Annotated in this window: 18 protein-coding genes; 6 read left to right on the top strand and 12 right to left on the bottom strand. The window is 71.1% G+C overall.

Annotated features, from left to right (window positions below; all coding sequences use genetic code 11):
• Positions 1 to 16: 16 nt before the first annotated feature.
• The 4 genes from ACIBH1_RS03925 to ACIBH1_RS03910 form a co-directional block, all read right to left on the bottom strand.
• A complete protein-coding gene (locus tag ACIBH1_RS03925) occupies positions 17 to 148 on the bottom strand; it encodes a hypothetical protein (protein ID WP_397312039.1) in 132 nt (43 codons plus the stop codon).
• A 96-nt stretch (positions 149 to 244) separates the two neighbouring features.
• Positions 245 to 1858, bottom strand: a complete 1614-nt coding sequence (locus ACIBH1_RS03920) for a hypothetical protein (RefSeq protein WP_397312038.1) — start codon at positions 1856 to 1858, stop codon at positions 245 to 247.
• A 148-nt stretch (positions 1859 to 2006) separates the two neighbouring features.
• On the bottom strand, positions 2007 to 4202 hold the full coding sequence (locus ACIBH1_RS03915) for an acyl-CoA dehydrogenase (RefSeq protein WP_397312037.1): 2196 nt from the start codon (positions 4200 to 4202) through the stop codon (positions 2007 to 2009).
• A gap of 60 nt (positions 4203 to 4262) precedes the next feature.
• On the bottom strand, positions 4263 to 5033 hold the full coding sequence (locus tag ACIBH1_RS03910; RefSeq protein WP_397312036.1) for a hypothetical protein: 771 nt from the start codon (positions 5031 to 5033) through the stop codon (positions 4263 to 4265).
• A gap of 67 nt (positions 5034 to 5100) precedes the next feature.
• Here ACIBH1_RS03910 and ACIBH1_RS03905 point away from each other — a divergent pair, with 67 nt between their 5' ends.
• Positions 5101 to 6504, top strand: coding sequence for an AMP-binding protein (locus tag ACIBH1_RS03905; RefSeq protein WP_397312035.1), 1404 nt, complete (start codon positions 5101 to 5103; stop codon positions 6502 to 6504).
• A gap of 19 nt (positions 6505 to 6523) precedes the next feature.
• On the top strand, positions 6524 to 7570 hold the full coding sequence (locus ACIBH1_RS03900; protein WP_397312034.1) for a S1C family serine protease: 1047 nt from the start codon (positions 6524 to 6526) through the stop codon (positions 7568 to 7570).
• On the opposite strand, the gene ACIBH1_RS03895 is transcribed toward ACIBH1_RS03900, so the two are convergent.
• Entirely contained in the window at positions 7542 to 8681 is a 1140-nt protein-coding gene (locus ACIBH1_RS03895) for an MFS transporter (RefSeq protein ID WP_397312033.1), read from the bottom strand. The two genes, ACIBH1_RS03900 and ACIBH1_RS03895, sit on opposite strands and share 29 nt — an antisense overlap.
• 61 nt (positions 8682 to 8742) lie before the next feature.
• On the opposite strand from ACIBH1_RS03895, the gene ACIBH1_RS03890 reads away from it, so the two are divergent.
• Positions 8743 to 9681 (top strand): ArsR/SmtB family transcription factor, encoded by a 939-nt coding sequence (locus tag ACIBH1_RS03890; RefSeq protein WP_397312032.1) that lies wholly within the window; start codon positions 8743 to 8745, stop codon positions 9679 to 9681.
• Here the strand turns inward: ACIBH1_RS03890 and ACIBH1_RS03885 are convergent.
• The 5 genes from ACIBH1_RS03885 to ACIBH1_RS03865 all read right to left on the bottom strand — a co-directional run bounded on the left by ACIBH1_RS03885 (position 9665) and on the right by ACIBH1_RS03865 (position 13828).
• Positions 9665 to 10174 carry an OmpA family protein gene (locus ACIBH1_RS03885; protein ID WP_397312031.1) on the bottom strand — a complete coding sequence of 170 codons (510 nt, stop codon included), beginning with the start codon at positions 10172 to 10174 and terminating at the stop codon, positions 9665 to 9667. The genes ACIBH1_RS03890 and ACIBH1_RS03885 overlap by 17 nt on opposite strands.
• Positions 10158 to 10769: a hypothetical protein gene (locus ACIBH1_RS03880; RefSeq protein WP_397312030.1), complete on the bottom strand. Its 612-nt coding sequence runs from the start codon at positions 10767 to 10769 to the stop codon at positions 10158 to 10160. Before ACIBH1_RS03880 ends, ACIBH1_RS03885 begins: the two co-directional genes overlap by 17 nt.
• 48 nt (positions 10770 to 10817) lie before the next feature.
• Entirely contained in the window at positions 10818 to 11165 is a 348-nt protein-coding gene (locus ACIBH1_RS03875; RefSeq protein ID WP_397312187.1) for a nitroreductase/quinone reductase family protein, read from the bottom strand.
• A 36-nt stretch (positions 11166 to 11201) separates the two neighbouring features.
• Complete coding sequence (locus ACIBH1_RS03870; RefSeq protein WP_397312029.1) at positions 11202 to 13277, bottom strand: cellulase family glycosylhydrolase; 2076 nt, start codon at positions 13275 to 13277, stop codon at positions 11202 to 11204.
• 170 nt (positions 13278 to 13447) lie between these two features.
• Complete coding sequence (locus tag ACIBH1_RS03865) at positions 13448 to 13828, bottom strand: hypothetical protein (RefSeq protein WP_397312028.1); 381 nt, start codon at positions 13826 to 13828, stop codon at positions 13448 to 13450.
• 94 nt (positions 13829 to 13922) lie between these two features.
• Here ACIBH1_RS03865 and ACIBH1_RS03860 point away from each other — a divergent pair, with 94 nt between their 5' ends.
• Entirely contained in the window at positions 13923 to 15170 is a 1248-nt protein-coding gene (locus tag ACIBH1_RS03860; RefSeq protein ID WP_397312027.1) for a hypothetical protein, read from the top strand.
• 15 nt (positions 15171 to 15185) lie between these two features.
• Here ACIBH1_RS03860 and ACIBH1_RS03855 read toward each other — a convergent pair whose 3' ends face one another.
• Positions 15186 to 16400 (bottom strand): oxygenase MpaB family protein, encoded by a 1215-nt coding sequence (locus tag ACIBH1_RS03855; protein ID WP_397312026.1) that lies wholly within the window; start codon positions 16398 to 16400, stop codon positions 15186 to 15188.
• A gap of 168 nt (positions 16401 to 16568) precedes the next feature.
• Here ACIBH1_RS03855 and ACIBH1_RS03850 point away from each other — a divergent pair, with 168 nt between their 5' ends.
• Both ACIBH1_RS03850 and ACIBH1_RS03845 read left to right on the top strand, forming a co-directional pair.
• Positions 16569 to 17240, top strand: a complete 672-nt coding sequence (locus ACIBH1_RS03850; protein WP_397312025.1) for a TetR/AcrR family transcriptional regulator — start codon at positions 16569 to 16571, stop codon at positions 17238 to 17240.
• Between the two features lie 68 nt (positions 17241 to 17308).
• Positions 17309 to 19087, top strand: coding sequence for a protein kinase (locus ACIBH1_RS03845; RefSeq protein WP_397312024.1), 1779 nt, complete (start codon positions 17309 to 17311; stop codon positions 19085 to 19087).
• 87 nt (positions 19088 to 19174) lie between these two features.
• Here the strand turns inward: ACIBH1_RS03845 and ACIBH1_RS03840 are convergent, their stop codons facing one another.
• Positions 19175 to 20986, bottom strand: coding sequence for a DNRLRE domain-containing protein (locus ACIBH1_RS03840; RefSeq protein WP_397312023.1), 1812 nt, complete (start codon positions 20984 to 20986; stop codon positions 19175 to 19177).
• Positions 20987 to 21167: the final 181 nt, after the last annotated feature.

The following is a 21167-nucleotide window of genomic DNA, read 5'->3' as shown; positions in this document are numbered from 1 at the left end:
GGCCTACGTGTCCCGATCACCGGGTGCCGTAGTTGTAGAGCGGCTGGTTGGGCGGCTCGGCCGTCGGGGCGGCAACGTTGACGACCGCGGCCGAGGCGGCGACCGCCAGGACGGCCCCGATGATGAGTGCCGCGAGGATGCGAACCACCTTGGCTCTCCCTCCAATTCGGAAGCGGGGTGTGCCCGACAGTAGAACGTGTTCCGGCCCATCACCATAGGCTTGGTCAAACCGTAACAAAGCAAGTTACTCTCGGGTACCCCCTGGGACCTTGAGAAGCACAAGTTGGGCCCCCCGATAGACCACGTCCCAGCCGGGGTAGCCGCTCAGGAACCTGTTCTCATCTGCGGAGATCAGCACGTAGCGCACCTCGGGACGGGCGCCGGCGGCCTCCCCGCGCACGCGCAACCTCCCGCCGCCGGGAAGCGCCACCGACAGCGAGTCGTCCCAGAGCACCCTGCGCGCGAACATCTTGGTCGCCGGATCCAGGATCACCCGCCCGGCGTTCCAGCCGAACGCCCGGTGCGCTCCCCAGGGCAGGCTCAGCAGCGCCCCCGGGGCGGGGTCGGTGTTGACGATCCGCTGGACCGCGAGCCAGTCGGCCGGATACGCGACCGCCTCCAGCCGGCCGAAGGCGCCGAGCGCGAACGTCGGCACCACCAGGACCGGCGCCAGCACGCCGACCACGCCCGCCACGCCGCGCGGGATGAGGGTGCCGAACCCGACGGCCGCCGCCAGGACCAGGGGCGCGAGGTAGGCCTGGCCGTCACGCAGCGGGCCGAACCCCGGCCACCAGACGATCAGCTGCTTCAGCACGGACGGGGCGAAGGCTCCCGTGAGCGCGATCCCGAGTCCCGCCACGGCGGCCACCGCCAGCCCCGGCCACCAGGCGGCGCGCCCGCGCAGCCGTACGAAACCCGCCAGGCCCACGGCGGCCAGCAGCAGGCGGGCGGTCGCCTGCCACCAGTCGTCCTGGCCCGGCACCCCCGCCTCGGCGTTCCAGATGCCGCCCCCGGCCAGCAGGCTCCCCAGCACCCCGAACGGCCCGTCGGCGCGGGCCGCGAAGGCGTCGACGCCCGCCGGATCCGTCACCGCCTGCGCCGCCAGCGCCGGCACCAGCCACGGCAGCGAGAAGAGCGCCAGCCAGAGCAGCGTGGCCGGGAGCCGCCGCACGAACGCCGCGACGGGCACCAGCGCCAGCGCCGAGACGAGCATCGCCTGGAAGCCGCCCACCGCAGCGGGCACCAGCGCGAGCGGCAGCCACCACCACGGGGCGCGCGGGGAACCGGAATCGGGGCCCCTGGCCGACGCGGCGCCGGGGGGCCTGGTCGCCTGGCCGGGGTCGAGACCCGTCGTCGCCGACCCGGCACCGGCGATCCTGGCCGCCGAGCCGGCATCGGCGATCCTGGCCGCCGACCCGGCTTCGGAGGTCCTGGTCAGCGCGCCTGGGGCGAGGGCCCTGATCGCCCACGGCAGCGCCGCCACCCCCAGCAGCAGCGCCCACTGGCCCAGCAGCAGCCGCTGCGCCAGGTAGATGTTCCACCCGTAGAACGCCGCCGCGGCGAGCTTGGCCAGGGTCCCCTTCGGCACCAGCGCGGCCGCCCCTGTGGCCGCCAGCACGAAGACCCCCACGAGGACGGCCTTCTGCACCAGCTCGGCCGGCACGACCCGGGACAGCAGCGCCACCACCAGGTCACTGGGGATCGCTCGGGGGAAGCCGCCGGTGTCGGCCAGGATCGGCGGATCGGGCACGAACACCATGTCGTAGCGGAGCACGAAGCCGGGCTTCAGGGCCGGGCCGAGGGCGAGCACGGCCAGCGCGACCCCGAGCAGCACGGGTGCCAGGCGCCGGCCGTCCATCACACCTGCTGAGGATAGCGGGCCTAATCCCGTGCAAAAGCCTCACCAGCGGCCCAGAAGCCCGCGGCCGGCGCACCCTTCATCGTCCGATGATGACAGCGCCGGATCCGGCGGGGAATCGGTGTCAGCACCGATTCCCCGCCGGCGACTACTTGCCGGGCTCCGGGTCGCGCGGCAGGCCGAGCATGCGCTCGCCGATGATGTTGAGCTGCACCTCGGTGGTGCCGCCGTAGATGGTCATGGCCCGGGTGGCCAGGACCGCGCGGTTCCAGTAACCCGCGTCGCCCAGGCGCATGTCGGCGGCGACCACGGAGGCGGCGCCGAGCAGGTTCACCGCGGTCTCGGAGACGTGCTGGGCGTGCGAGGTCGACAGCAGCTTGCGCACCGAGGCGTCGGCGCCAGGCTCGTTGCCCGCCAGCTGCTTGAGGGTGACCCGCAGCGACAGGGCGTTGATCGAGTGGCCCTCGCACACGACGTGGGCCAGCTCGACGGCCTCGGCCGGGGTGAGCTCGCGGCCCAGGCGGCCGACGAGGCCCAGCAGGTCGGGCACGGACGAGCCGGTGCCGCCCGAGCCGGACGACAGCGAGACCCGCTCGTTGGAGAGCGTGTTGCGGGCCACCCGCCAGCCGTCGTCGACCTCGCCGACCACCAGGTCGTCGGGGACGAAGACGTCGTCGAGGAAGACCTCGTTGAACAGGTTCTCGCCGGTCATCTCGGTGAGCGGGCGCACGGTCACGCCGGACGACTTCATGTCGACCAGGAAGTAGGTGATGCCGTCGTGCTTGGGCTTGCTGCTGTCGGTGCGGGCGATGCAGATGCCCCACTCGGCGACGTGCGCGACGGAGGTCCAGATCTTCTGGCCGTTGAGCTTCCAGCCGCCTTCGACCTTCTCGGCCTTCATCTGCACGTTGGCCAGGTCGGAGCCGGCGCCGGGCTCGGAGAAGAGCTGGCACCAGATCGTCTCGCCGGACAGCGTCTGCGGCAGGAATCGTTCCTGCTGCTCGCGCGTGCCGTACACCGCGATGGAGGGCACTACCCAGGCACCGATGATCATCTGCGGGAGCTTGACCTTGGCGGCCCGCAGCTCCTGGTGGATGAGGACCTGCTCCAGCGGGGAGGCGTCGCGGCCCCACGGCTTGGGCAGGTGCGGCATGACGAAGCCCTGGTCGGCCAGCGCGCGCTTCTGGTCGTTGCCGCGGTTGGCGTGGCCGTTCGGCTCGGTGCTCAGCGCGGCGATGCCGGCGATCTCGGCCCGGATGGCCTCGCGCAGCGGCTCGGCGTCCTCGGGCAGGTCGATCTCCATCTCGCGGCTGACACCGGACAGGGCGAGGGAGGTGACGGAGGCGGCCCACTCGGAGCTGGAGCCGAGCAGCGCCCGGATGGTGAGCGCGCGGCGCAGGTAGAGGTGGGCGTCGTGCTCGTAGGTGTAGCCGATGCCGCCGAAGGTCTGCACGGCGTCCTTGGCGCACTGCACGGCCGCGTCGGGAGCCATCACCCCGGCGACGGCGGCGGCGAACTCCAGCTCCTTGCCCTCGGCGCGGGTGGCGTCCCACACCGTGGCGCGCGCCTGCTCCAGCGCGACGAGCATGCGGGAGAGCTTGTGCTTGATGCCCTGGAACTGTCCGATCGGGCGGCCGAACTGCTCGCGGACCTTGGCGTAGTCGGAGGCGGCCTTCACGCACCAGGAGGCCAGGCCCGCCGCCTCGGCGCCGAGCAGGATCGCGGCGAGGTTGAGCACGTCGGGGCCCTCGACGCCGTCGAGCACGCGCTCGGCGGGTACGGCCACGCCGTCGGCCTCGACCTTGGCCACGGCCCGGGTGATGTCGAGGGACTTGACCGGGGTGACGGTGAGCGCGGCCGCGTCGACGGCGACCCACTCCTCGCCCTCGGAGGTGCTGACGGGCAGCACCAGGATGTCGGCCAGGTCGGCGCCGAGGACCGGCTCCGCCGTACCGGAGATCGTGAGGACCCCGTCGTCGCCGCGTGTGCCGCTCAGCGAGCCGGTGAGGGCCACCGCGCCGGTCAGCGTGCCGTCGGCCAGGCCGGGAAGCAGGTCGTGGCGCTTGGAGGCGTGGATCACCGCGCTGGCCAGCACGGTCGGCACGTACGGCCCCGGCGCGACCCGCTCGGCCAGCGCCTCGATGGCGACGGCGGTCTCCAGCAGTCCGTATCCGGATCCGCCGGACTCCTCGGGCAGGTGCAGTCCGAGCAGTCCCTGCTCGGCCAGCCCGGCCCAGAAGCCGGGGCGCCCTTCCGCCGTCTCGCGGGGGGCGATGTGCCGCTCGGCCCAGCCCGCCACGGACTCGCGGAGCGCCTCGTGCTCCTCGCTCAACCCGATCGCCATGGAAGCTCCTTCGTCGACAGTGTCGTCAAACTGGCTAGAAGGTTATTCTAGAGGATGCTTCTATGATTTTCGTACCCCCTTGACCAGGGTGTTGAGGTCGGGCCACAGTTCCTTGCGCGTGTCGGGCACTGCGGCCAGCAGCATCGCGGGTTTCTTCTTGCCCACCTCGACCACCGCGAGCAGGCCCTGAGAGGTGCCGCCCTGGTAGGTCGCGGTGAAGCCGAGCAGCCAGCCCTTGCCCTTGGCGAGCTTCTGCGACGCGGTCCAGGTGGCCGTGCTGCCCTCCGGGAAGTGGGTGCGCAGGGCCCAGCCGACCGCGCGCTCGGCGTAGCGCCGGTAGTCGGCCTCGCTCTTGGGCACGGGCAGGTCGTTGATCGGCACCATGGCCGAGCCGATCAGGGTGTGCGGCGTGGCCACCTCGCCCACCCGCTGGGCGACGGCGAACGGCGCGTAGTTCTTGGGCACCCACGGCTTGCCCAGGTGCGGATAGCTGACCAGGGAGTGCTTGTCGGCGATCGTCCCGGTGATCTTGCTGGTCCCGCCGTCGAACGCGGTGTACGGCAGGCTCTCCGGCGCACCGGTCAGCCCCGTCGCGGCGGCGGAGGGCGAGGCCCCGGCCCGCGCGGGCGTGGGCGCCGGGGCGGCGGCCCCGTTGCGCGGCTGGTCACCGGAGAAGAGCGCGAAGACCCCGGCGACCGCCGCGGCGGTCGCGGCGGCGGCGCCGAGCAGGATCAGCGGCCGCCTTCGGTCGGGTCGTGGCTCCTCGGGCACCACGACCCGCTGGAAGGGTGCCGTGGGCGCTTCATGGGAGGGCAGGAAATCGTCGCCCATGCGCTTGAGAGTACGTCAGGGCCCGAGCCCTTTTGCCTACAGAACGTTGTTCTATAAAGTCCCGACCATGAGGGGCTTCTACGAGATCGCCGCAGCGGAGCCTGAACGGCCCGCCCTGCCGGAGCACGAGCTGTCCTACGGCGCCTTACTGTCGCGGGTGAACCGGGTGTCGAACGGGCTGCTCGCCCGCGGCGTCGGCCGCGGCGACACGGTCGTCAGCGTGCTGCCCAACGGGCCGGAGGCGCTGACGCTGATGCTGGCCACCTACCAGATCGGCGCCTACCACGTGCCGGTCAACTGGCACTACACCGCCGACGAGATCGACTACATCGTCGCCGACTGCGGCGCCAAGGTCGTGATCACCTCCCCCGGCGACCTGCCCGACGGCCCCGACGGGCCGCCGGAGGAACGCTGGGCGGGGTCGATGATGCTCTACACCTCGGGCACCACCGGCCGTCCCAAGGGGGTACGGCGCCGCCTGCTGGAGCTGCCTCCCGAGGAGCTCCACCCGATCCTGATGCGCAAGAGCTGGCGGCACTTCCAGCTGCCCTTCGGCGGCGTGCACCTGGTCTGCTCGCAGCTCTACCACTCGGCACCGTACGGCCAGGCGATGATGGCCCTGCACCTCGGGCACGCCGTCGTGGCCCCCGAGCGGTTCGACCCGGTGACGACCCTGGAGCTGGTCGCGCGCCACCGGGTGACCAACGCCTTCATGGTGCCCACGATGTTCCACCGGCTGCTGGCCGTACCCGATCGCGAGAAGTACGACCTGTCGAGCCTCACCCACCTCTACCACGGCGCCGCCCCCTGCCCTCCCGCGGTCAAGCAGGCCATGATCGACTGGGTCGGGCCGGTCGTGTGGGAGTACTACGGCTCCACCGAGGCGGCCGTGGCCACCATGGTCTCCTCGGCCGAGTGGCTGGCCAAGCCCGGCACGGTCGGCAGGGCGCTCGACGGCATGAGCTTCAGCATCATCGGCGACGACGGCCAGGAGCAGCCGTCCGGCGAGCCGGGGCTGGTCTACATCGGCGGCATCAACCGCTTCGAGTACCACAACGACCCCGGCAAGACCGCCTCGGCGATGCGCGGGCGCGACTACACCCCCGGCGACATCGGCTACCTCGACGACGACGGCTACCTGTTCCTGCTGGACCGGCGCACCGACCTGATCATCTCCGGCGGCGTGAACATCTACCCGGCCGAGATCGAGGCGGTGCTGGTCGAGCATCCGGGCGTGGCCGACGCGGCGGTGATCGGCGTGCCCGACCCCGAGTGGGGCCACCGCGTGGTCGCCCTCGTGCAGCCCGTGGCGGGCGCCGAGGTCGCCGCCGCCGACCTTCTGGAGTTGTGCGCAGGACGCCTGGCCCGCCACAAACACCCGCGCGTCATCGAGTTCAGGGAGACGCTGCCGCGCACCCCCACGGGAAAGCTCAGCAGGACCGACGTCCGGGAGGCGTATCTTTCCCGCTGATCAGGGAAGATACCGGCGCATGAGGATCAAGCTCTGCGCCTTGCTGCTCGCACTGGCCGCCGGGTGCTCCTCCCCCGCACCCAGCACCTCGACCGCCACCCCGACGGCCACGGGCACGACGCCCGCGGCCCAGCCCACCGGGGGCGCCTTCGCCCTGGAGGCCGCCTACGAACAGGTCATCACGCAGGTGATGCCCTCCATCGTGCAGATCAATACGAAGGTGGGACTGGGCTCCGGCATCGTCTACGACACCGCCGGGCACATCGTGACCAACGCCCACGTCGTGGGTCAGGCCACGCAACTGGAGGTGACGCTGGCCACCGGCGGCGCCTCCAGACCCGCCGAACTCGTCGCCTCCTTCCCCGCGGGCGACCTGGCGGTGATCAAGGTCTCCGACGCCACGGGGCTGCGCCCGGCCAAGTTCGCCGACTCGGCCAAGGCACGGGTGGGCCAGATCGTGCTGGCCATGGGCAACCCGCTGGGCCTGTCGGGCAGCGTCACCAACGGCATCATCTCCGCGCTCGGCCGTACGGTCTCCGAGCCCCCGCCCGGAGGGGTCATCGCCAACGCGATCCAGACCTCCGCCGCCATCAACCCCGGCAACAGCGGCGGCGCGCTGGTCAACCTGAGCGCCGAGGTCGTCGGCATCCCCACGCTGGCCGCCACCAACCCCGAACTCGGCGACAGCGCCGCGCCCGGCATCGGCTTCGCCATCCCGAGCAACACCGCCACCGACATCGCCGGCCAGATCATCAAGGACGGCAAGGTCACCAACACCCACCGCGCCGCCCTCGGCATCCAGGGCAGCGGCGTCATCGGCCCCGAGGGCCGCCCGCTCGGCGTGCAGGTCGTCTCGGTGGTGCCGAACGGCGGCGCCGAGCAGGCGGGCATCAAGCCGGGCGACATCATCCTGTCCGTCAACGGCGTCGAGACTCCCACGATGGGGGCGCTGGCCGAGGTCCTGGCCGGACTGCAGCCCGGCGACCAGGCCAAGGTCGAGATCATCAGGCCCGACGGCTCCACCACAACCGTCACCGTCACCCTGGGCGAGCTCCAGGCGGAGTGACCGGCCTGACGATGTGCCTGGCCAGGGCGACGGAAGCGGTCAGCGACGCCAGCCCGGCCAGCGCGATCGCCACCGGCACGGGGACGAACTCCGCGAGCGTCCCCGTGCCCGCCGCCGCCAGCGCCTGGCTGCTCTGCATCCCGCTCGCGGCCAGCCCCAGCGCCTGGCCGCGAGCCCGCTCGGGCACCGCGGCCAGATACCTTTCCTGGGTGCCCAGCTGGCCCGCGTAGCCGAACGACGCCACCCCCACCAGCGCCACGGCCGCCACCAGGCCGGGCTCCAGGAAGAAGGCCAGGTACGGCAGGCCGAGCAGGGCGTACAACCACGGTCCGAGCGCCAGCCTGGATCGGGCGTCGGTCCAGCGGCCCACCACCAGATCCCCGGCCAGCATGCCGCCCGCGGCCGCCATGAACAGCAGCCCCGCCGACTCCCCCGCCAGCGGCACGAACAGCGCCTCGGCGCCGACGATCAGGCCGCTCGGCACCCACTGCGTCAGCAGCAGGCCGGGGGCGAAGAACCTGAACGTCCTTTGCGGGGCGCGGTTCCTGGGCCGCCTGCGGCGCAGCCCGAACCGGTAGAGCGGCACCATGACCAGCTCCACCGCAGCGGCCGAGGCCAGGGCGGCCTGCGGGCCGACAGCGAGCATGAGCAGGCCCGCCACGCCGTACCCGGCGATCTGCATGCCGCCCACGGCCAGGTTCAGCGTCGAGCGGCCCAGCACGTAGGCCTCGCCGGGCAGCAGGTCGGCGGTGAGCGCCTGCCGCGCCGCCCCCGCCACCGCGTCGCCCACGCCCAGCGCCGCCATGAACCAGACCGGCACCACCCCGGCCGCCATCAGCCCGATCACCACCGCCCTGACCAGGGTCCACCAGCTCAGCAGGGCCCTGGCAGGTAACCGGTCGGCCCACCCGCCCAGCAGCAGCGCGCCCAGCGCCTGCGGCAGGAATCCGAGCAGGTAGGCGACGGCCGCCAGGAACGGCGAGCCCGTCTCGGCGTAGACCAGCGCCGAGACGGCCAGCATGGCCATCGTCCCGCCCGCGACCCCGCCGAGCGTCCCGGCGAAGATCGTGCGGAACTCGGTGACGGCGAACAGCTCGCGGTAGGTCCTCATGCTCTTCGACGCTGCCGTCCGGCCCGGCACGCGGCTATTGTTTCGTCAGGAGACGAAACTCATGGCCTACCTGGTGTGCACTCCCGAGGACCTGGCCCTCACCCGCTTCGGCCTGTCGCCGATGGCGCAGCTCGTCGCCGTGCTCAGCCGCAGGCGGCTGCCGGTGCTCTGGCCGCGACGCGAACGCCTGGAACACCTCATCGCCGCCGACCCCGTCGTGCGTGCCCTGGCCGACCTGCACCACACCACCGACTACCTGCCCGACTTCTACGGCCTGCCGCCCGAGGGCATGGCCACCACCTTCGAGCACGAGCTCGAACTGGCCCGCCGCACACCCGCCGCCCGCGCCCGCGCCGACCTGGAGCTCAGCTACCGTGGGCGGCCCCTGGACCCCTGCCTCGACGTGCCCTCGCCCCAGCTCGTGGTCGCCTCCGCCCTGCGCAGGGCCTGGGACGAGCTGCTCGCCGCCGACTGGCCGCGGCTGCGGGCGCTCCTCGAACGCGACGTGGTGCACCACGCGGGCCGCCTGGCCGTGTACGGCTGGGCCAGCGTCTTCCCCGACCTCGGCATCGACATGGCGGTCGAGGGCGAGCGAGTCCTGCTGGGCAAGCTGCACGGGCCGTCGACGCCCGTGCGCGGCGCAGGGGTGGTGCTCGTGCCCAACGCCTTCGGCACGACGGCGGTCTTCCTCGATCCTCCGCGGGCCTTCGGGCTGAGCTACCCGGCGGTCGGCGTCGCGGGATTGTGGGAGTCGGCCGAGCCGATGGACGGGCTGGCCGATCTCGTCGGGCGCAGCCGTGCCAAGGTGCTGTGCGCGCTGGCCTCGCCCGCGTCCACGAGCCAGCTCGCGGCGGTGCTCGGCATGGCGCTCGGGGCCGTGGGCGACCATCTGGCGGTGCTGAGGCGGGCGGGCCTGGTCACCAGGGCGCGCAGCGGGCGCTCGGTGCTGTACCGGCGCACGCCGCTGGGCGACTCGCTCACCCTCACGGCTTCGCCGTGAAGACGATCTCCACGCGGCGGTTCTTCGCCTGGTTGGACGGCACCGCCCTGCCCCCGACCACGTTGGGCCACTTCGGCCTGGCCTCGCCGTACCCCTGGACCTCGAAGGCGCCCTCCAGCCGCGAGGCCAGGAACCGCCGGACCGCCTCGGCGCGCTTGCGCGACAACGCCACGTTGTAGGCGTCGGACCCCTGGTCGTCGGTGTGCCCCTCGATGCGGATCGTCCCGCCGGCGTTGCGCCGCCCGACCTGCTCGGCCACCCGCGTCAGGCGCTGCCTGGCCTTGGCCGTCAGCACCCACCGGTCAAGCGCGAACAGCACGTCGCCGGCCAGCGCCACCGTCACCTCGTCGTCGCGGGTGCTCTCGCTCTGCGCGCCGTCCATCGACTCGACCTCGGCGACGATGTCCTCCACGGGGAAGACCAGGTCCTCGACCGGGGTGCTCGGGTCGACGGCCAGAGCCAGCGCGAGCAGCAGCTCAAGAGAGCGGGACATCGTGGATCACACCGATCATCGGGAACTCCACGTCCACCTTGGTCACCTCGGCCGGCGGCGCGCCGAAGACCGCGTAAGCGCTGCCCGAGGCCTCGTCACCGGGGGCCAGGAACATGCCCTGCGTGCCGCTGCAGACGCACTCCGCCTTCTCGTCGGTGCCGTTACGGGCGACCCGATATCGCTTGCCGTTGACCGGGTCGATCAGGCTGACTCCCGAGACCGTGTAGTCCAGGGTGTGCCCGCCCATGCCGTTGTGCATGTTGACCTTGCCTTCGAGGGCGGTGACGGTGAAGTTCAGCGTCGTGGTCCTGCCCTGCCGCTTCAGCGACATGATCTCCAGCTTGGCCTTGCCGGTCTGGCCGCCGGCGGAGACGGCGGCGATCGTGCCCGCGATCGCCTTGCCCTCCTCGACCTGCACCGCGACGGGCTGGGTGGGCGTGGGCCGCGCCGCCTCGGGCTGCTGCGCCGTATTGGGCTGCTGGGCCGTGTTGGGCTGCTGCGCCGCGTTTGGCCCCTGCGCCGTTTTTGGCTCCTCGGCCAGCCCGCAGCCGGTCAGCGCCGCCGCCAGGGCGGCGAGAGCGACGGTCCTCCGCATGGCAACCCCTCTCTTTGCCGGATCTTGACCATATCGGATGACCGATACCTAGGCCTTCTCCAGCACCACGACGGGCACCTCCCCTCTCGCCGAGTCGGCGTAGCGCTGGTAGATCGGCTCCTTCGCGACCACCTTCTTCCACAACCGCCGCCGTTCCGCTCCCTGGGCCGTGTGCGCCTTCACCTGGAAGCTCTCCCGGCCCACCAGGATCTCCGCGTCCGGGTGCACCATCAGGTCCCGGTACCAGCCGGGCAGTCGCGGGCCCTGCTCCGAGCCGACCCCGACCAGCACCAGCCTCTCGCCGTCGAGGTCGAACGCGTGCTCGGTACGGCGCGGCCGCCCGGTCTTCCTGCCCACCGTGGTCATCGTCAGGTCGTTTCTCATGCCCCTGACGATGCCGCGGTGGGCTTCGGATCCCCTTCAGATCCTCTTTCAGAAGTCGTCAGGCAGCCTGACCTGGTCGCGGATCCAGCGTCCGGCCTCCTTCAGCCTCGTCGTGCCGGTGAAGGGCCCGCCGGGGCAGGTGCCCTCGGTGAACACCGCACCCGACAGCGGGTCGTCGGAGAAGTTCCAGTTCACCCAGCTGATCTTCTTGGCCTTCATGAGGTCGATGTACTGCTGCGACCGGGTGAAGTTGTTCGAGCCACCGCCGGAGGCGGTCTGCGTGCCGAACTCGGTGACGAACATCGGCAGGCGGTCGGCGGCGCTGGAGAGGGTGTCCAGGTATTCGCTGCCGTGCGAGGCGGCGTAGAAGTGGAAGGTGTACATGATGTTCGTCGCGTTGACCGGGCTGGCGACGATCTCGCTCTCGTCGGAGCCCTCCGAGACTCCCAGCGAGGACCAGGCGCGGGTGCCGACGAGGATCAGACTCTCGGGGTCGTTGGCGCGGATCACCGGGATGATCTCGTGAGCGTAGTTCCTGATCCGCGACCAGGCCACGCCGCTCGGCTCGTTCATGATCTCGTAGAGCAGGTTCTTCTTGTCGTTGTGCCGCTGGGCGATCTCGGTGAAGAAGGTCTTGGCCTTGGCGAGGTTGCCGTTGGCGTACGGATCACCGGGGTTGAGCATGTGCCAGTCGACGATGGCGTACATGCCGCGCGAGGTGGCCTGCTCGATGAGGTTGTGCACCCGGTCGGTGAACAGGCGCGGGTTGGTGTCGTAGCCGTCCTCCTGGATGTACATCGAGATGCGCAGCACATCGGACTTCCAGTCCGAGGCCAGGGCGTTGAGCGAGGCGGTGTTGAGGCAGTCGTGGTGCCATTGGATGCCGTGCGAGCTCATGCCGCGCAGCTGGATCTGCTTGCCCGACTCGTTGCACAACTTCAGGCCGCACACGCGCAGCTGGCCGTTGGCCTCGACCGGCGTGCCCGCGCCGCCCGGGCCCGTGGTGCCGGTGACGGCGGCGCCACGGTCGGACTCGTTGTCGGACGGGTCGCGAGCGGTGATCGTGTAGGTGTGGCTGGTCGAGGGGGCCAGGCCGCTGATCGTGGCGGTCGTGCCGGTGACGGTGGCGACCACGGTCTCGCCCTCGCGCACCCGGTAGTCCTTGATCGTGCCGCTGTTGTCGGTGGAGGCGTCCCAGGCCAGGCTGATCGAGCTGGAGCTGGTGCCGGTCACCCTCGGGTTGCCGGGGACGGACGGCTTCTGGGTGTCGGGCGGGCCGCTCGCCGAGACGGCCAGGCGGTCCAGGTTCGGCCCGCCGTTGGCGGTGGTCGCCGTCGCCCTGACGGTGTTCGCGCCCGCGTTGAGCTGGGCGTCGACGGTGACCTCCTGCCACGTGCTCCAGGCGCCGGTGCCAGGGAAGTCGCGAGTGGCCGCCGCCCCGCCGTTCACCGAGATCGCCATCGGCCGGTTCGCCGTGGTGCCGTTGGCGAAGCGGAACGTCAGCGCGGCACTGCCGGCCTGGGCGGCGTCGACCGTGAACTGCACATGGGAACCGGTGACGTTGTCGTAGTTGACGAAGCCGGTGCCGGTGAATCCGGCGTGGTTCGACTCCACCACGCCCTGCGAGATCGTGGCGTTCTCGGCCTGGTAGTCACTGGCCGGCGCGGCGATCTCGGCGTCGAGGAAATCGAGGTTGGGTCCGCCGTTGGAGGTCGTGGCGGTCGCCCTGATCGTGTTGGTCCCGGCGTTGAGCGGGGCGGTCAGCGTGGTCGAGGTCCAGGCGGTCCAGGCGCCGGTGCCGGGGAAGTCGCGGGTGACCGCCGCCCCGCCGTTCACCGAGATCGCCATCGGCCGGTTGGCCGCGGTGCCGTTGGCGTAGCGGAGGGTCAGCGTGGCCGTGCCCGCGCTCGCGGCGTCGACGGTGAACTCCACGGAGGAGCCGGTGACGTTGTCGTAGTTGACGAAGCCGGCGCCGCTGAATCCGGCGTGGTTCGACTCCACCAGGCCCTGCGAGACGGCCGCGTTCTCGGCTTCGTACCTGGTGGGGGCGGCTTGGGAGGCTGTGGCCGGTAAGCCCGCGGCGACGATCGCCGCCAGCGCGACCACGGTGAGGGATCGGAGCATGGGGGGTGCGTCTCCTTCGATGGTTAGGAAAGCTTCCTAACGAACAAGCGTGACAATAAGCGCCCCTCCCCCGCCCCACAAGGCCCAAATGACGCGAAAACGCCCCTGATCAATGGATCAGGGGCGATCACCTGCACCTCGACGCCCGCCGGATCGCGGGCCCGCCTCCCTCACGCGCCGGGATACGCCGGCCGCCACGCGGCCCAGTCGATGTGCACCCGGTCGGCATGCTGCGGGTCCACCCGCACCGGCACCAAGGCACCCGGCACGATCAGCCCCATCGGGATGCGCGGCAACGTCTGCCGGTGGGTGACACGGTAGGCCGCGCCCTCGGGCCGGCGCACGACGAGCCCGAAGCTCACCATCGGCTGCCCGTTGACGGTGACGCCGGTGTCGCCCATGTACTCGATCTCGGCCTCACGCGGGAGACCACTGGCCAGCAGCTGCCTGCCACGGAGGGCGCCGAGCAAGAACGGGAGGCCGACGAGGGCCAGGATGAGCGTCGTTCCTAGGGTGATGGCGATGGCCATGATGATGCCGGTGCTTGCCACGGGATGTTCCTCTTTGTTCCTTGTTCTGAATGCCTCCATAGGTGTATCGGGCGGCCATTGCATGCCACTTGATCGGTGATTGCACAATGCATGGGTGCTCACTCCACTGGACGGCCTGGCGCACAACCCCGCCGCGCCGGTCGACCTCCTCATCCGGCTCCTCGACGTCGATGCCGCAGGACTCGCCTACCGCAGGCACCTGCCGGACCCTCTCGTGGACGCGATGGTGAGCCATCCTCGAAGGGCGGTCAGGGAGATCCTCGCCATGAGCCTCGGTGCGACCGGGGCCCAGCGAGCCCGGCTGGTCCACGATCCCGCCGCCTCCATCCGGGAGATCATCGCCTCGGGCGAGACCCACAGGCGCGGAAGATCGGCCCTGCCGGCCGTGGCGTACGAGACCCTCGCCGCCGACCAGGACGCCGACGTCAGACGGGCGCTCATGCTGGCCCCCGCGCTTCCGGACCAGGTCTGGGCGCGGCTTCTCGACGACCCCGACACGAGCGTGCGCACCTCGGCCATGATCAGCCTGGCGCCCGGAAGAGCCGACATCGCCGCACGCCTGGCGCGGGTCGCCTCACGTGAGGCGCTCTCCGTCACCGCCTTCACCCGGAGCCGCTTCGCCGACCTGGCCACCGACCCCGATCCCGAGATCCGGCAGGCGATCGCCGCGAACCGTCACACCCCGCACGACCTCCTCCTCGCCCTCGGACACGACCCGGACCCCTCCGTACGGCTCGCGGCGGCGTTGAACCCGGAGCTGAGCGACCAGGAACGGGACGGGATCGACTACGACGGCGGGCCGCGCGACGACCTGCGTCCGCCTTCCTGGTGGGCCAACTGCCTGGACGACCTTCCCCTGATGCGACGGGCGGCCGGATCCACCCATCACGGCCTGCGGCGTGCGGCCGCCTACAGTCCCTGGCTCCCCGCCGACCTCGTGACGCGTCTCGCCGCGGACGAGGACTTCGTCGTCCGGCTCATCCTGGCCGAGCACCATCCTGACGCCCCGGGCGAGCTCCTGCTGGCCGTCGCCGTCGAGTCGCCCTTCGTCACCCGGTTCGACCAGATCCACCACAGGAACTTCCCCAGGGAAGGGCTCGCCGATCGAGTGGCCTGCTCGCCCGACCCGGCCGTCCGGCTGCTCGCCGTACTGGATCCGGAAGCCCCGCCCAGCCTGATCGAGGCCCTGAGCGAGGAGTTCCCCACCAGCGCGGCCTCCAGCGACCCGCGTCTGCCCCGGGCTCGCGTCCTGGCCCTGTACGCCGACAGCCGGACGCGGCCCGTCGCCGCCGCGAACCCGCTCCTGCCCGTCGAGCTGATGCTGGAGATCCTCGGCCCGTGAGCCGAGGATCCGGGGTCAGCTCGGGCGGTTGCCCGTCGGGATCACGATCTTGGTCTCCGCGCCCCTGGTGAGGTAGTACGTGCTCCACTTCTTGATCATCTCGTCGAGGAGCCACGCGGTGGCGGGCACCAGGGGCAGCCCGATCAGCCCTTCCCTGAACTTCACCAGCAGCGGCCACGCCGTCCTGATGAGCGGGTCCCACAGCGGCTCGCGCGGGATGCCGTTCCAGTCGGCCACCTGGTTGCCGGTGAGGTAGCGGGAGAAGGCGTTGACGAGGGGCTTGTCGATGCCGCCCGGGCCGCTGGTCATCTCCGCGAGCATGGTGCGCAGGATGGCGTTGAGCTCCACGCCTTCCCTGGTCGGCCCCATGTTCCTGGGCAGGACGATGTCCGACTGGGTGTACGAGGTCTCCCAGGTGGCGGGCATGAACTCGTCCCTGATGCCGAGCATGTGCCCCATGACCTGCAGCGACTGCAGGTAGCCGGTGGCCTCGGCCGACGACATGCGCACCCCCCACCCGCGCATCCCGCGCATGGAGAAGGTCGCCAGGGTGTGCCAGGTGACGAGCATGTCCTCCTGGCTGATCGGGATGGGGCCCGTCCAGTAGGGCGACGACTGCAGCAGGTGCCGTACGGCCGCGTGCACCAGCCGGGTCTTGACGGCCTCGACCACGGCCGTGCCGCCGGTCGACCAGGCGTTCGCGGGCCTGACGGCGTAGGCCAGGATGTTGGTCTTGGCGACCCGGTCCTTCAGGTCGGCGCCGCCCGCGGAGTAGTAGACCGCGCGGGCCTCCTTGGGGATGGAGGTGGCCAGCATGCCGGCGCCGACGATGGTGAGGACGACGATGTAGTTGCCCTTGAGCACGTGGAACCTGGCGCCGGCCGCCAGCTTGGCGGGGTCGGCCCACGCCGGCAGCTGACGCGCCCGCTCCATGAAGTCGCGCAGGTCCTCCGGCAGCCCGGCGGGCAGGGGTTGCTCGTTGCGGTTCCAGTCGTACAGCAGGCGGTTGACCTCGGGGATGAGCCCGCGCTGGAACAGCGAGGCGAGGAGCGGGTCGGCCTCGTCGTCCCACACCCACCGGGGATCGGCGCCGCTGCCAGACCCGGCGATCGACCCGCTCGCGGGCCAGGTCCAGTCGTCGGCCTGGGCCGGGGAGGCCACTCCCATCGCTCCGAGCGCGCCCAGGGCGGTGCCCGAGATCAGTATCTTGCGCCTGCTCAACTCTGCCATGCCTGCACTCCTTCGAGGTGGGGGGTCTCGCTCGGGGCATGTGCTTCAGGCCACTCAAGGTGATACTTAGATACAAATTATGAATCTGTGTATCATTCATCATCAGACCACAGTGTGACAGGCATCACAAGGCCCGTATCTGAGGCAGAATCGGCACAGGAGGGGATCGTGGAATCTGTGCTGTCCGGATTCATGGCGCCGTCGGACTCGGAGTCGTTGCTGGAACGCGCCTACTTCGACGCCGTCGAACAGGTCGGCGACCCCGACGAGCTCAGGACCCGCATCCTCGACGCGGCCTACGAGCAGTTCTGCCGCATCGGCATCCGCCGCTCCACCATGGAGGACGTCGCCCGGCTGGCGAAGGTCTCGCGCATCACCGTCTACCGTCGCTTCGACACCAAGGACACGCTCGTCGAACACGTGGTGCGCCGCGAGTTCCGCCGCTACTTCGACCGCTTCCTCATCGACATCGAGCAGGCGGACACGGCCGCCGACAGGGTCGTGCTCGGCTTCGTCAGCTCGCTGCGCGCCATCCGCGACAACCCCCTGATCGGCGGCCTCATCGTCACCGAACCCGACCTGCTCGTCCCGTCCATGATGGCCGACGGCGGCCAGACCCTCGCCACCGTGCGCCAGTTCGTCGCCGGCCAGCTGCGCCGCGAGCAACGCGCCGGCCACGTCTCCGACGACCTCGACGCCGACCTCGTGGCCGAGATGATGGTGCGCATCTCCACCTCGTTCCTGGCGATCCCGAGTGCCATCATCGACCTCGACGACGACACCCAGCTCGCCGCCGTCGCCCGGCGTTTCCTCGTCCCGATGCTGGAGCCGCCCGCCTAGCTGTCACACCGGGGGCCCGCCGAGCGACTACCTACGTAAGGCAGAACTCCCCGAGACGCGAGGCAGCGATGAACGAGCTCGGCACCTCCGACCCCAGGCGGATCGGCCGCTACCGCCTGCTCGGCCGGCTGGGTCACGGCGGCATGGGCACCGTCTACCTCGGGGTCGACGAGGACGGCAGGCAGGCCGCGGTCAAGGTCATCAACCCCGGCCTCGCCGAGCACGACACCTTCCGCCGCAGGTTCGCCAGGGAGGCGGAGGCGGCCAAGCGAGTGCGGCGGTTCTGCACCGCCCCGCTCATCGAGTCCGGCTACGAGGGCGACCGGTTGTACGTCGTCACCGAGTACGTCGAGGGCCCCACCCTGCTCGAAGCGATCCAGGAGCGCGGACCGCTGTCGGGGGCGAGCCTGGAGGCGCTGGCCGTGGGCGTCGCCACGGCCCTGATCGCCATCCACGAGGCGGGCATCGTGCACCGCGACCTCAAGGCGTCGAACGTGCTGCTGTCGCCGGTCGGGCCCCGGGTGATCGACTTCGGCATCGCCCGCGCCCTGGACGACGTCGGCGCGCTCACCGGCTCCGGCGAGCTGATCGGCACGCCGCACTACATCGCGCCCGAGATCCTCGGCGGGGAGCCGGCGGCGCCGGCTTCGGACGTGTTCTCGTGGGGGTGCCTGATCGCGATGGCGGGCACCGGGCGCACGCCGTTCGAGAGGGGGACGCTGCCCGCGACGATCAACCAGATCCTGCACGGCGAGCCGTCCCTGGACGGGCTGGAGCCGGCGATCAGGGACCTCGTGGTGCCCGCCCTGGCCAAGGATCCCGCCGCCCGGCCCACGGCCAGGCAACTGCTGGCCGCACTGGTGGGCGACGCCACCTCGCCGGCCGCTCGCCCGGAGAGCCTCGGCGTGCTCGACGCCTCACCGGGAGCCTCCACCGCACCAGCGTCGGAACCGGCGACCATTCAGGCACCCGTGGACGCCTCCCGGGGACCGGGTCGCGCAGGCCACGACATCCCGCCCTACACCCCATCACTCGGCGGCTCGCCGTACACCCTGCCGCTCGACGGCCCGCCGCACCCCGCGCCCCCGGAGCCGGCCGCGGCCCCCGTGACGCCGGACACCCTGCCGTCCGGCGCTCGCCGTCGCCCGAGCGGGCGCGTGCTGGCCGTCGGCGCGGTCGTCGCCGCGCTCGCCGTCTCCGCCGCCGTCGTCCTGACCGTACGGCTCGGCGGCGGCCAACCGGGAGCGGGTGTCACCGCTACCGGAACCCCCCTGTTCCAGGACGACTTCCTGGAACGACGCGGCTGGGACGGCTGGACGTTCGACCCCGCCGGCGGCGGCATCCGCGGCCACGACATCACCCGCGGCGTCTACACCATGCAGGCCGCCAGGAACTACCCCGTCAACGTCAGCCTGGCCCCGACCGACAACCTGCAGGACGCCATGATCGGCGTCACCGCGGTCCTGCGCGACGGCTCCACCCCGGACGGCGAGTTCGGCCTGCTCTGCCGCCACGACGAGGACGTCCCGAACGGCTACATGTTCCTGCTCCGCCTCGACGGCCAGGTCAGGCTCTTCAAGGTCTCCCAGGGCGCCCGCACCGCGCTCGGCAGCCCGGGCAAGATCGCCGCTCCCGAGGTGGGGAGGGCGATGAAGCTGCAGGCGGCGTGCGCGGGGAGCCGGCTGACGATGTGGGTCGACGGCGAGAAGGTCGTCGAGACCACCGACCAGCAGGTGTTCACCGGAGGGCAGAAGTCCGGGACCGGGCTCATCGTGGAGACGTCGGAGAGCGCGGACGGCACGATCAGGGTCGAGTTCGACGACTACTCCGTGCACCGACCGCAGTAAAGGGTGGAACGGGCGCAGGCGGAGTGTCCGACCGCACGGCACGTGGCCGGTGGCCGCCCGCGCTCGCTGGCATGCGGAAAAGCTGACCTACTGCGGGGCCGCCTCCCCTACGACGAAGTAGTGGAACGTCCCAGGACTCCAGTTGCCCGCCCGGTCGACGATGGCCACGAACACCTGGTGGAACCCGCTCTGAGTGGGCGTCCAGGTCCAGGTCGCCGTGCCGTCCGCCCCGACGGGGACGTAGGTCGGCCTGCTGTGGCCGGACGGTATGACCGCGAACTCGGCCGCGTCGGCGACCCCGTGCGCGGTGAAGGCGAAGGTGCCGGGAACACCGGGCGCCCCCACCGGATCGCGGCCGGTGTACGGCGTGCCCGTGACACCGGGCGCGACGTCGGGCCGCGTGGAGTCCATGATGTACTCACACCACTGGCTCCACTCGCTGACCTCACCGGTGGAGTCCTCGGCCCGCACCCGCCAGCGCAGCGCCTCCCCGTCGGTGCCGACGCGCGAGGCGCGGACGACCGTTTCCGTAGTGAACTCGCCGGTCTCCTCGTGGCGGGGCTGACCGTCCAGCGTCTGCCACTGCCACGTCGCTCGCCACCGCGGTCCGCCGCCGCTGAAGACCGCCTGAGGCATGGGAGAGAAGGGCACATAACGCCTGGCGTCCCCGCTGAGGCACGGGACCGGCGGCACCGTCCGGCCGTCCGGCCACCAGAACCCCTCGGGAGCTGTCATCAGATCGACAGGGGTCTGCAGCGGGTGACGGAACGAGACCTTGATCAGCGGCCCGTTCCCCAGCTCCATCCAGCCGAACCTGTCGGTCTCGTTCACCGACCGCAGCCCGATGGTCAACGTCGTACGGCCCGCGGCCCGCGCCTCCTTGATCGCCCGGGTCAGGTCGAAGGAGATCTTGGGCCAGTTCCCGCACTCCTCCCAGACGTAGGTGTCGATCAGCCGCTCCCACTCCGGCTGCCGGTGCCAGGTCGTCTCCTCCGAGATCGCCCCCGTCTCCCACACCTCGACCGGCCCTTCTCCGGCGCGGCACGCTCCGGCGGTGAGGAAGTACAGCCGCGCGTGATAGATCGGGTCGTCCCGCAACGAGGACAGGTCGAAGCGGATGAACGAGCGGAAGCGCCTGTGTCCGTCGGGCGAGCCGACCTGCAGTTCGTCCTTTCCTGACGGGTTCCAGTGCGGCACGTTCTGGTGCCCGGACTCCACGTATGCCAAGGCCGTCTGGGTGAGATGCTGGTACGGCAGGCCCGTGACGTCCGTAGACTCGCGCCGGTCGTACTCATAGGTGACGAGCATCTCCGGATTGTTGTCCAGCAGCAGCCTGCCCTGTGAGACCGTCTCGCCGCCGCGGATCCCGACGGTCACCGTCTCGGCCCCGGCGGGAATCGCGTTTTCCACCGGGATCTTGTACGGCCAGAACACGTCATTGGGGGAGCATGGCCCGCCCCAGTCGCCCATGGCCGCGCCGATCCGCTCGTCCCACTCCGGCTGGCGATCCCAGGACGTGTGCTTGCCGATCGGGCCGGTCCGCCACAAGGAGAACCCACGGACCCGGTTGTCGCAGCCGGGCTCGACGGTGGGCACGAAAGTGAAGGTCACGCCGGTGACGCGCACGTTGCGAAGGCCGGCGACGTCGTAGGTGAAGAACGACCTCCTGTTGGTCTCCGGTTCGTCCGGCGCCTGCCCGAAGTCCCCCTGCAGGCCGAGGGTCGCCGACTCGTGGAGGCCGATGAACTGGCTCTTGGGTTCAGAGGAAGAGACGTAGGCCCAGGTGGAGGGCCGGATACTGATGGTGGCGGTAGTGGTGGTCGTCGCTTGCGCGGGTGCCGCGGTCAGCGCCAGGAGAATGCTGACAGGCAGAAGTGCCCTCGTTAATCGCGAGATCATGAAGTGGTACGCCCCGTTTCTGAAGATGCCTTGCCCCCTGCGCGCAGCGTAGGGGAGCGGGCGCTTGTTCACCAGGGCCGGCCACGTCATCGTCGACGTCATGCGGCTTCCGGCGGGACCCCCCGGCCCAGGCGGATCCGCTGGGCGGGTTCGGCCCTCTCCCCCGTGAGGGCCGAACCCG

This window comes from Nonomuraea sp. NPDC050663 (genome assembly GCF_044456985.1).
Taxonomy (GTDB): domain Bacteria; phylum Actinomycetota; class Actinomycetes; order Streptosporangiales; family Streptosporangiaceae; genus Nonomuraea.
Note: the sequence above shows the minus strand (reverse complement) of the source record. Positions and strands in the feature narration are given on the sequence as shown.

Excerpts from the sequence above, each read along its gene's own strand:
- ACIBH1_RS03885 (WP_397312031.1), bottom strand. The coding sequence starts at position 10,174 with ATGTCCCGCTCTCTTGAGCTGCTGCTCGCGCTGGCTCTGGCCGTCGAC.
- ACIBH1_RS03910 (WP_397312036.1), bottom strand. The coding sequence starts at position 5,033 with ATGGGCGACGATTTCCTGCCCTCCCATGAAGCGCCCACGGCACCCTTC.
- ACIBH1_RS03840 (WP_397312023.1), bottom strand. The coding sequence starts at position 20,986 with ATGATCTCGCGATTAACGAGGGCACTTCTGCCTGTCAGCATTCTCCTG.
- ACIBH1_RS03870 (WP_397312029.1), bottom strand. The coding sequence starts at position 13,277 with ATGCTCCGATCCCTCACCGTGGTCGCGCTGGCGGCGATCGTCGCCGCG.
- ACIBH1_RS03845 (WP_397312024.1), top strand. The coding sequence starts at position 17,309 with ATGAACGAGCTCGGCACCTCCGACCCCAGGCGGATCGGCCGCTACCGC.
- ACIBH1_RS03900 (WP_397312034.1), top strand. The coding sequence starts at position 6,524 with ATGAGGATCAAGCTCTGCGCCTTGCTGCTCGCACTGGCCGCCGGGTGC.
- ACIBH1_RS03895 (WP_397312033.1), bottom strand. The coding sequence starts at position 8,681 with ATGAGGACCTACCGCGAGCTGTTCGCCGTCACCGAGTTCCGCACGATC.
- ACIBH1_RS03905 (WP_397312035.1), top strand. The coding sequence starts at position 5,101 with ATGAGGGGCTTCTACGAGATCGCCGCAGCGGAGCCTGAACGGCCCGCC.
- ACIBH1_RS03890 (WP_397312032.1), top strand. The coding sequence starts at position 8,743 with ATGGCCTACCTGGTGTGCACTCCCGAGGACCTGGCCCTCACCCGCTTC.
- ACIBH1_RS03855 (WP_397312026.1), bottom strand. The coding sequence starts at position 16,400 with ATGGCAGAGTTGAGCAGGCGCAAGATACTGATCTCGGGCACCGCCCTG.
- ACIBH1_RS03880 (WP_397312030.1), bottom strand. The coding sequence starts at position 10,769 with ATGCGGAGGACCGTCGCTCTCGCCGCCCTGGCGGCGGCGCTGACCGGC.
- ACIBH1_RS03920 (WP_397312038.1), bottom strand. The coding sequence starts at position 1,858 with ATGGACGGCCGGCGCCTGGCACCCGTGCTGCTCGGGGTCGCGCTGGCC.
- ACIBH1_RS03915 (WP_397312037.1), bottom strand. The coding sequence starts at position 4,202 with ATGGCGATCGGGTTGAGCGAGGAGCACGAGGCGCTCCGCGAGTCCGTG.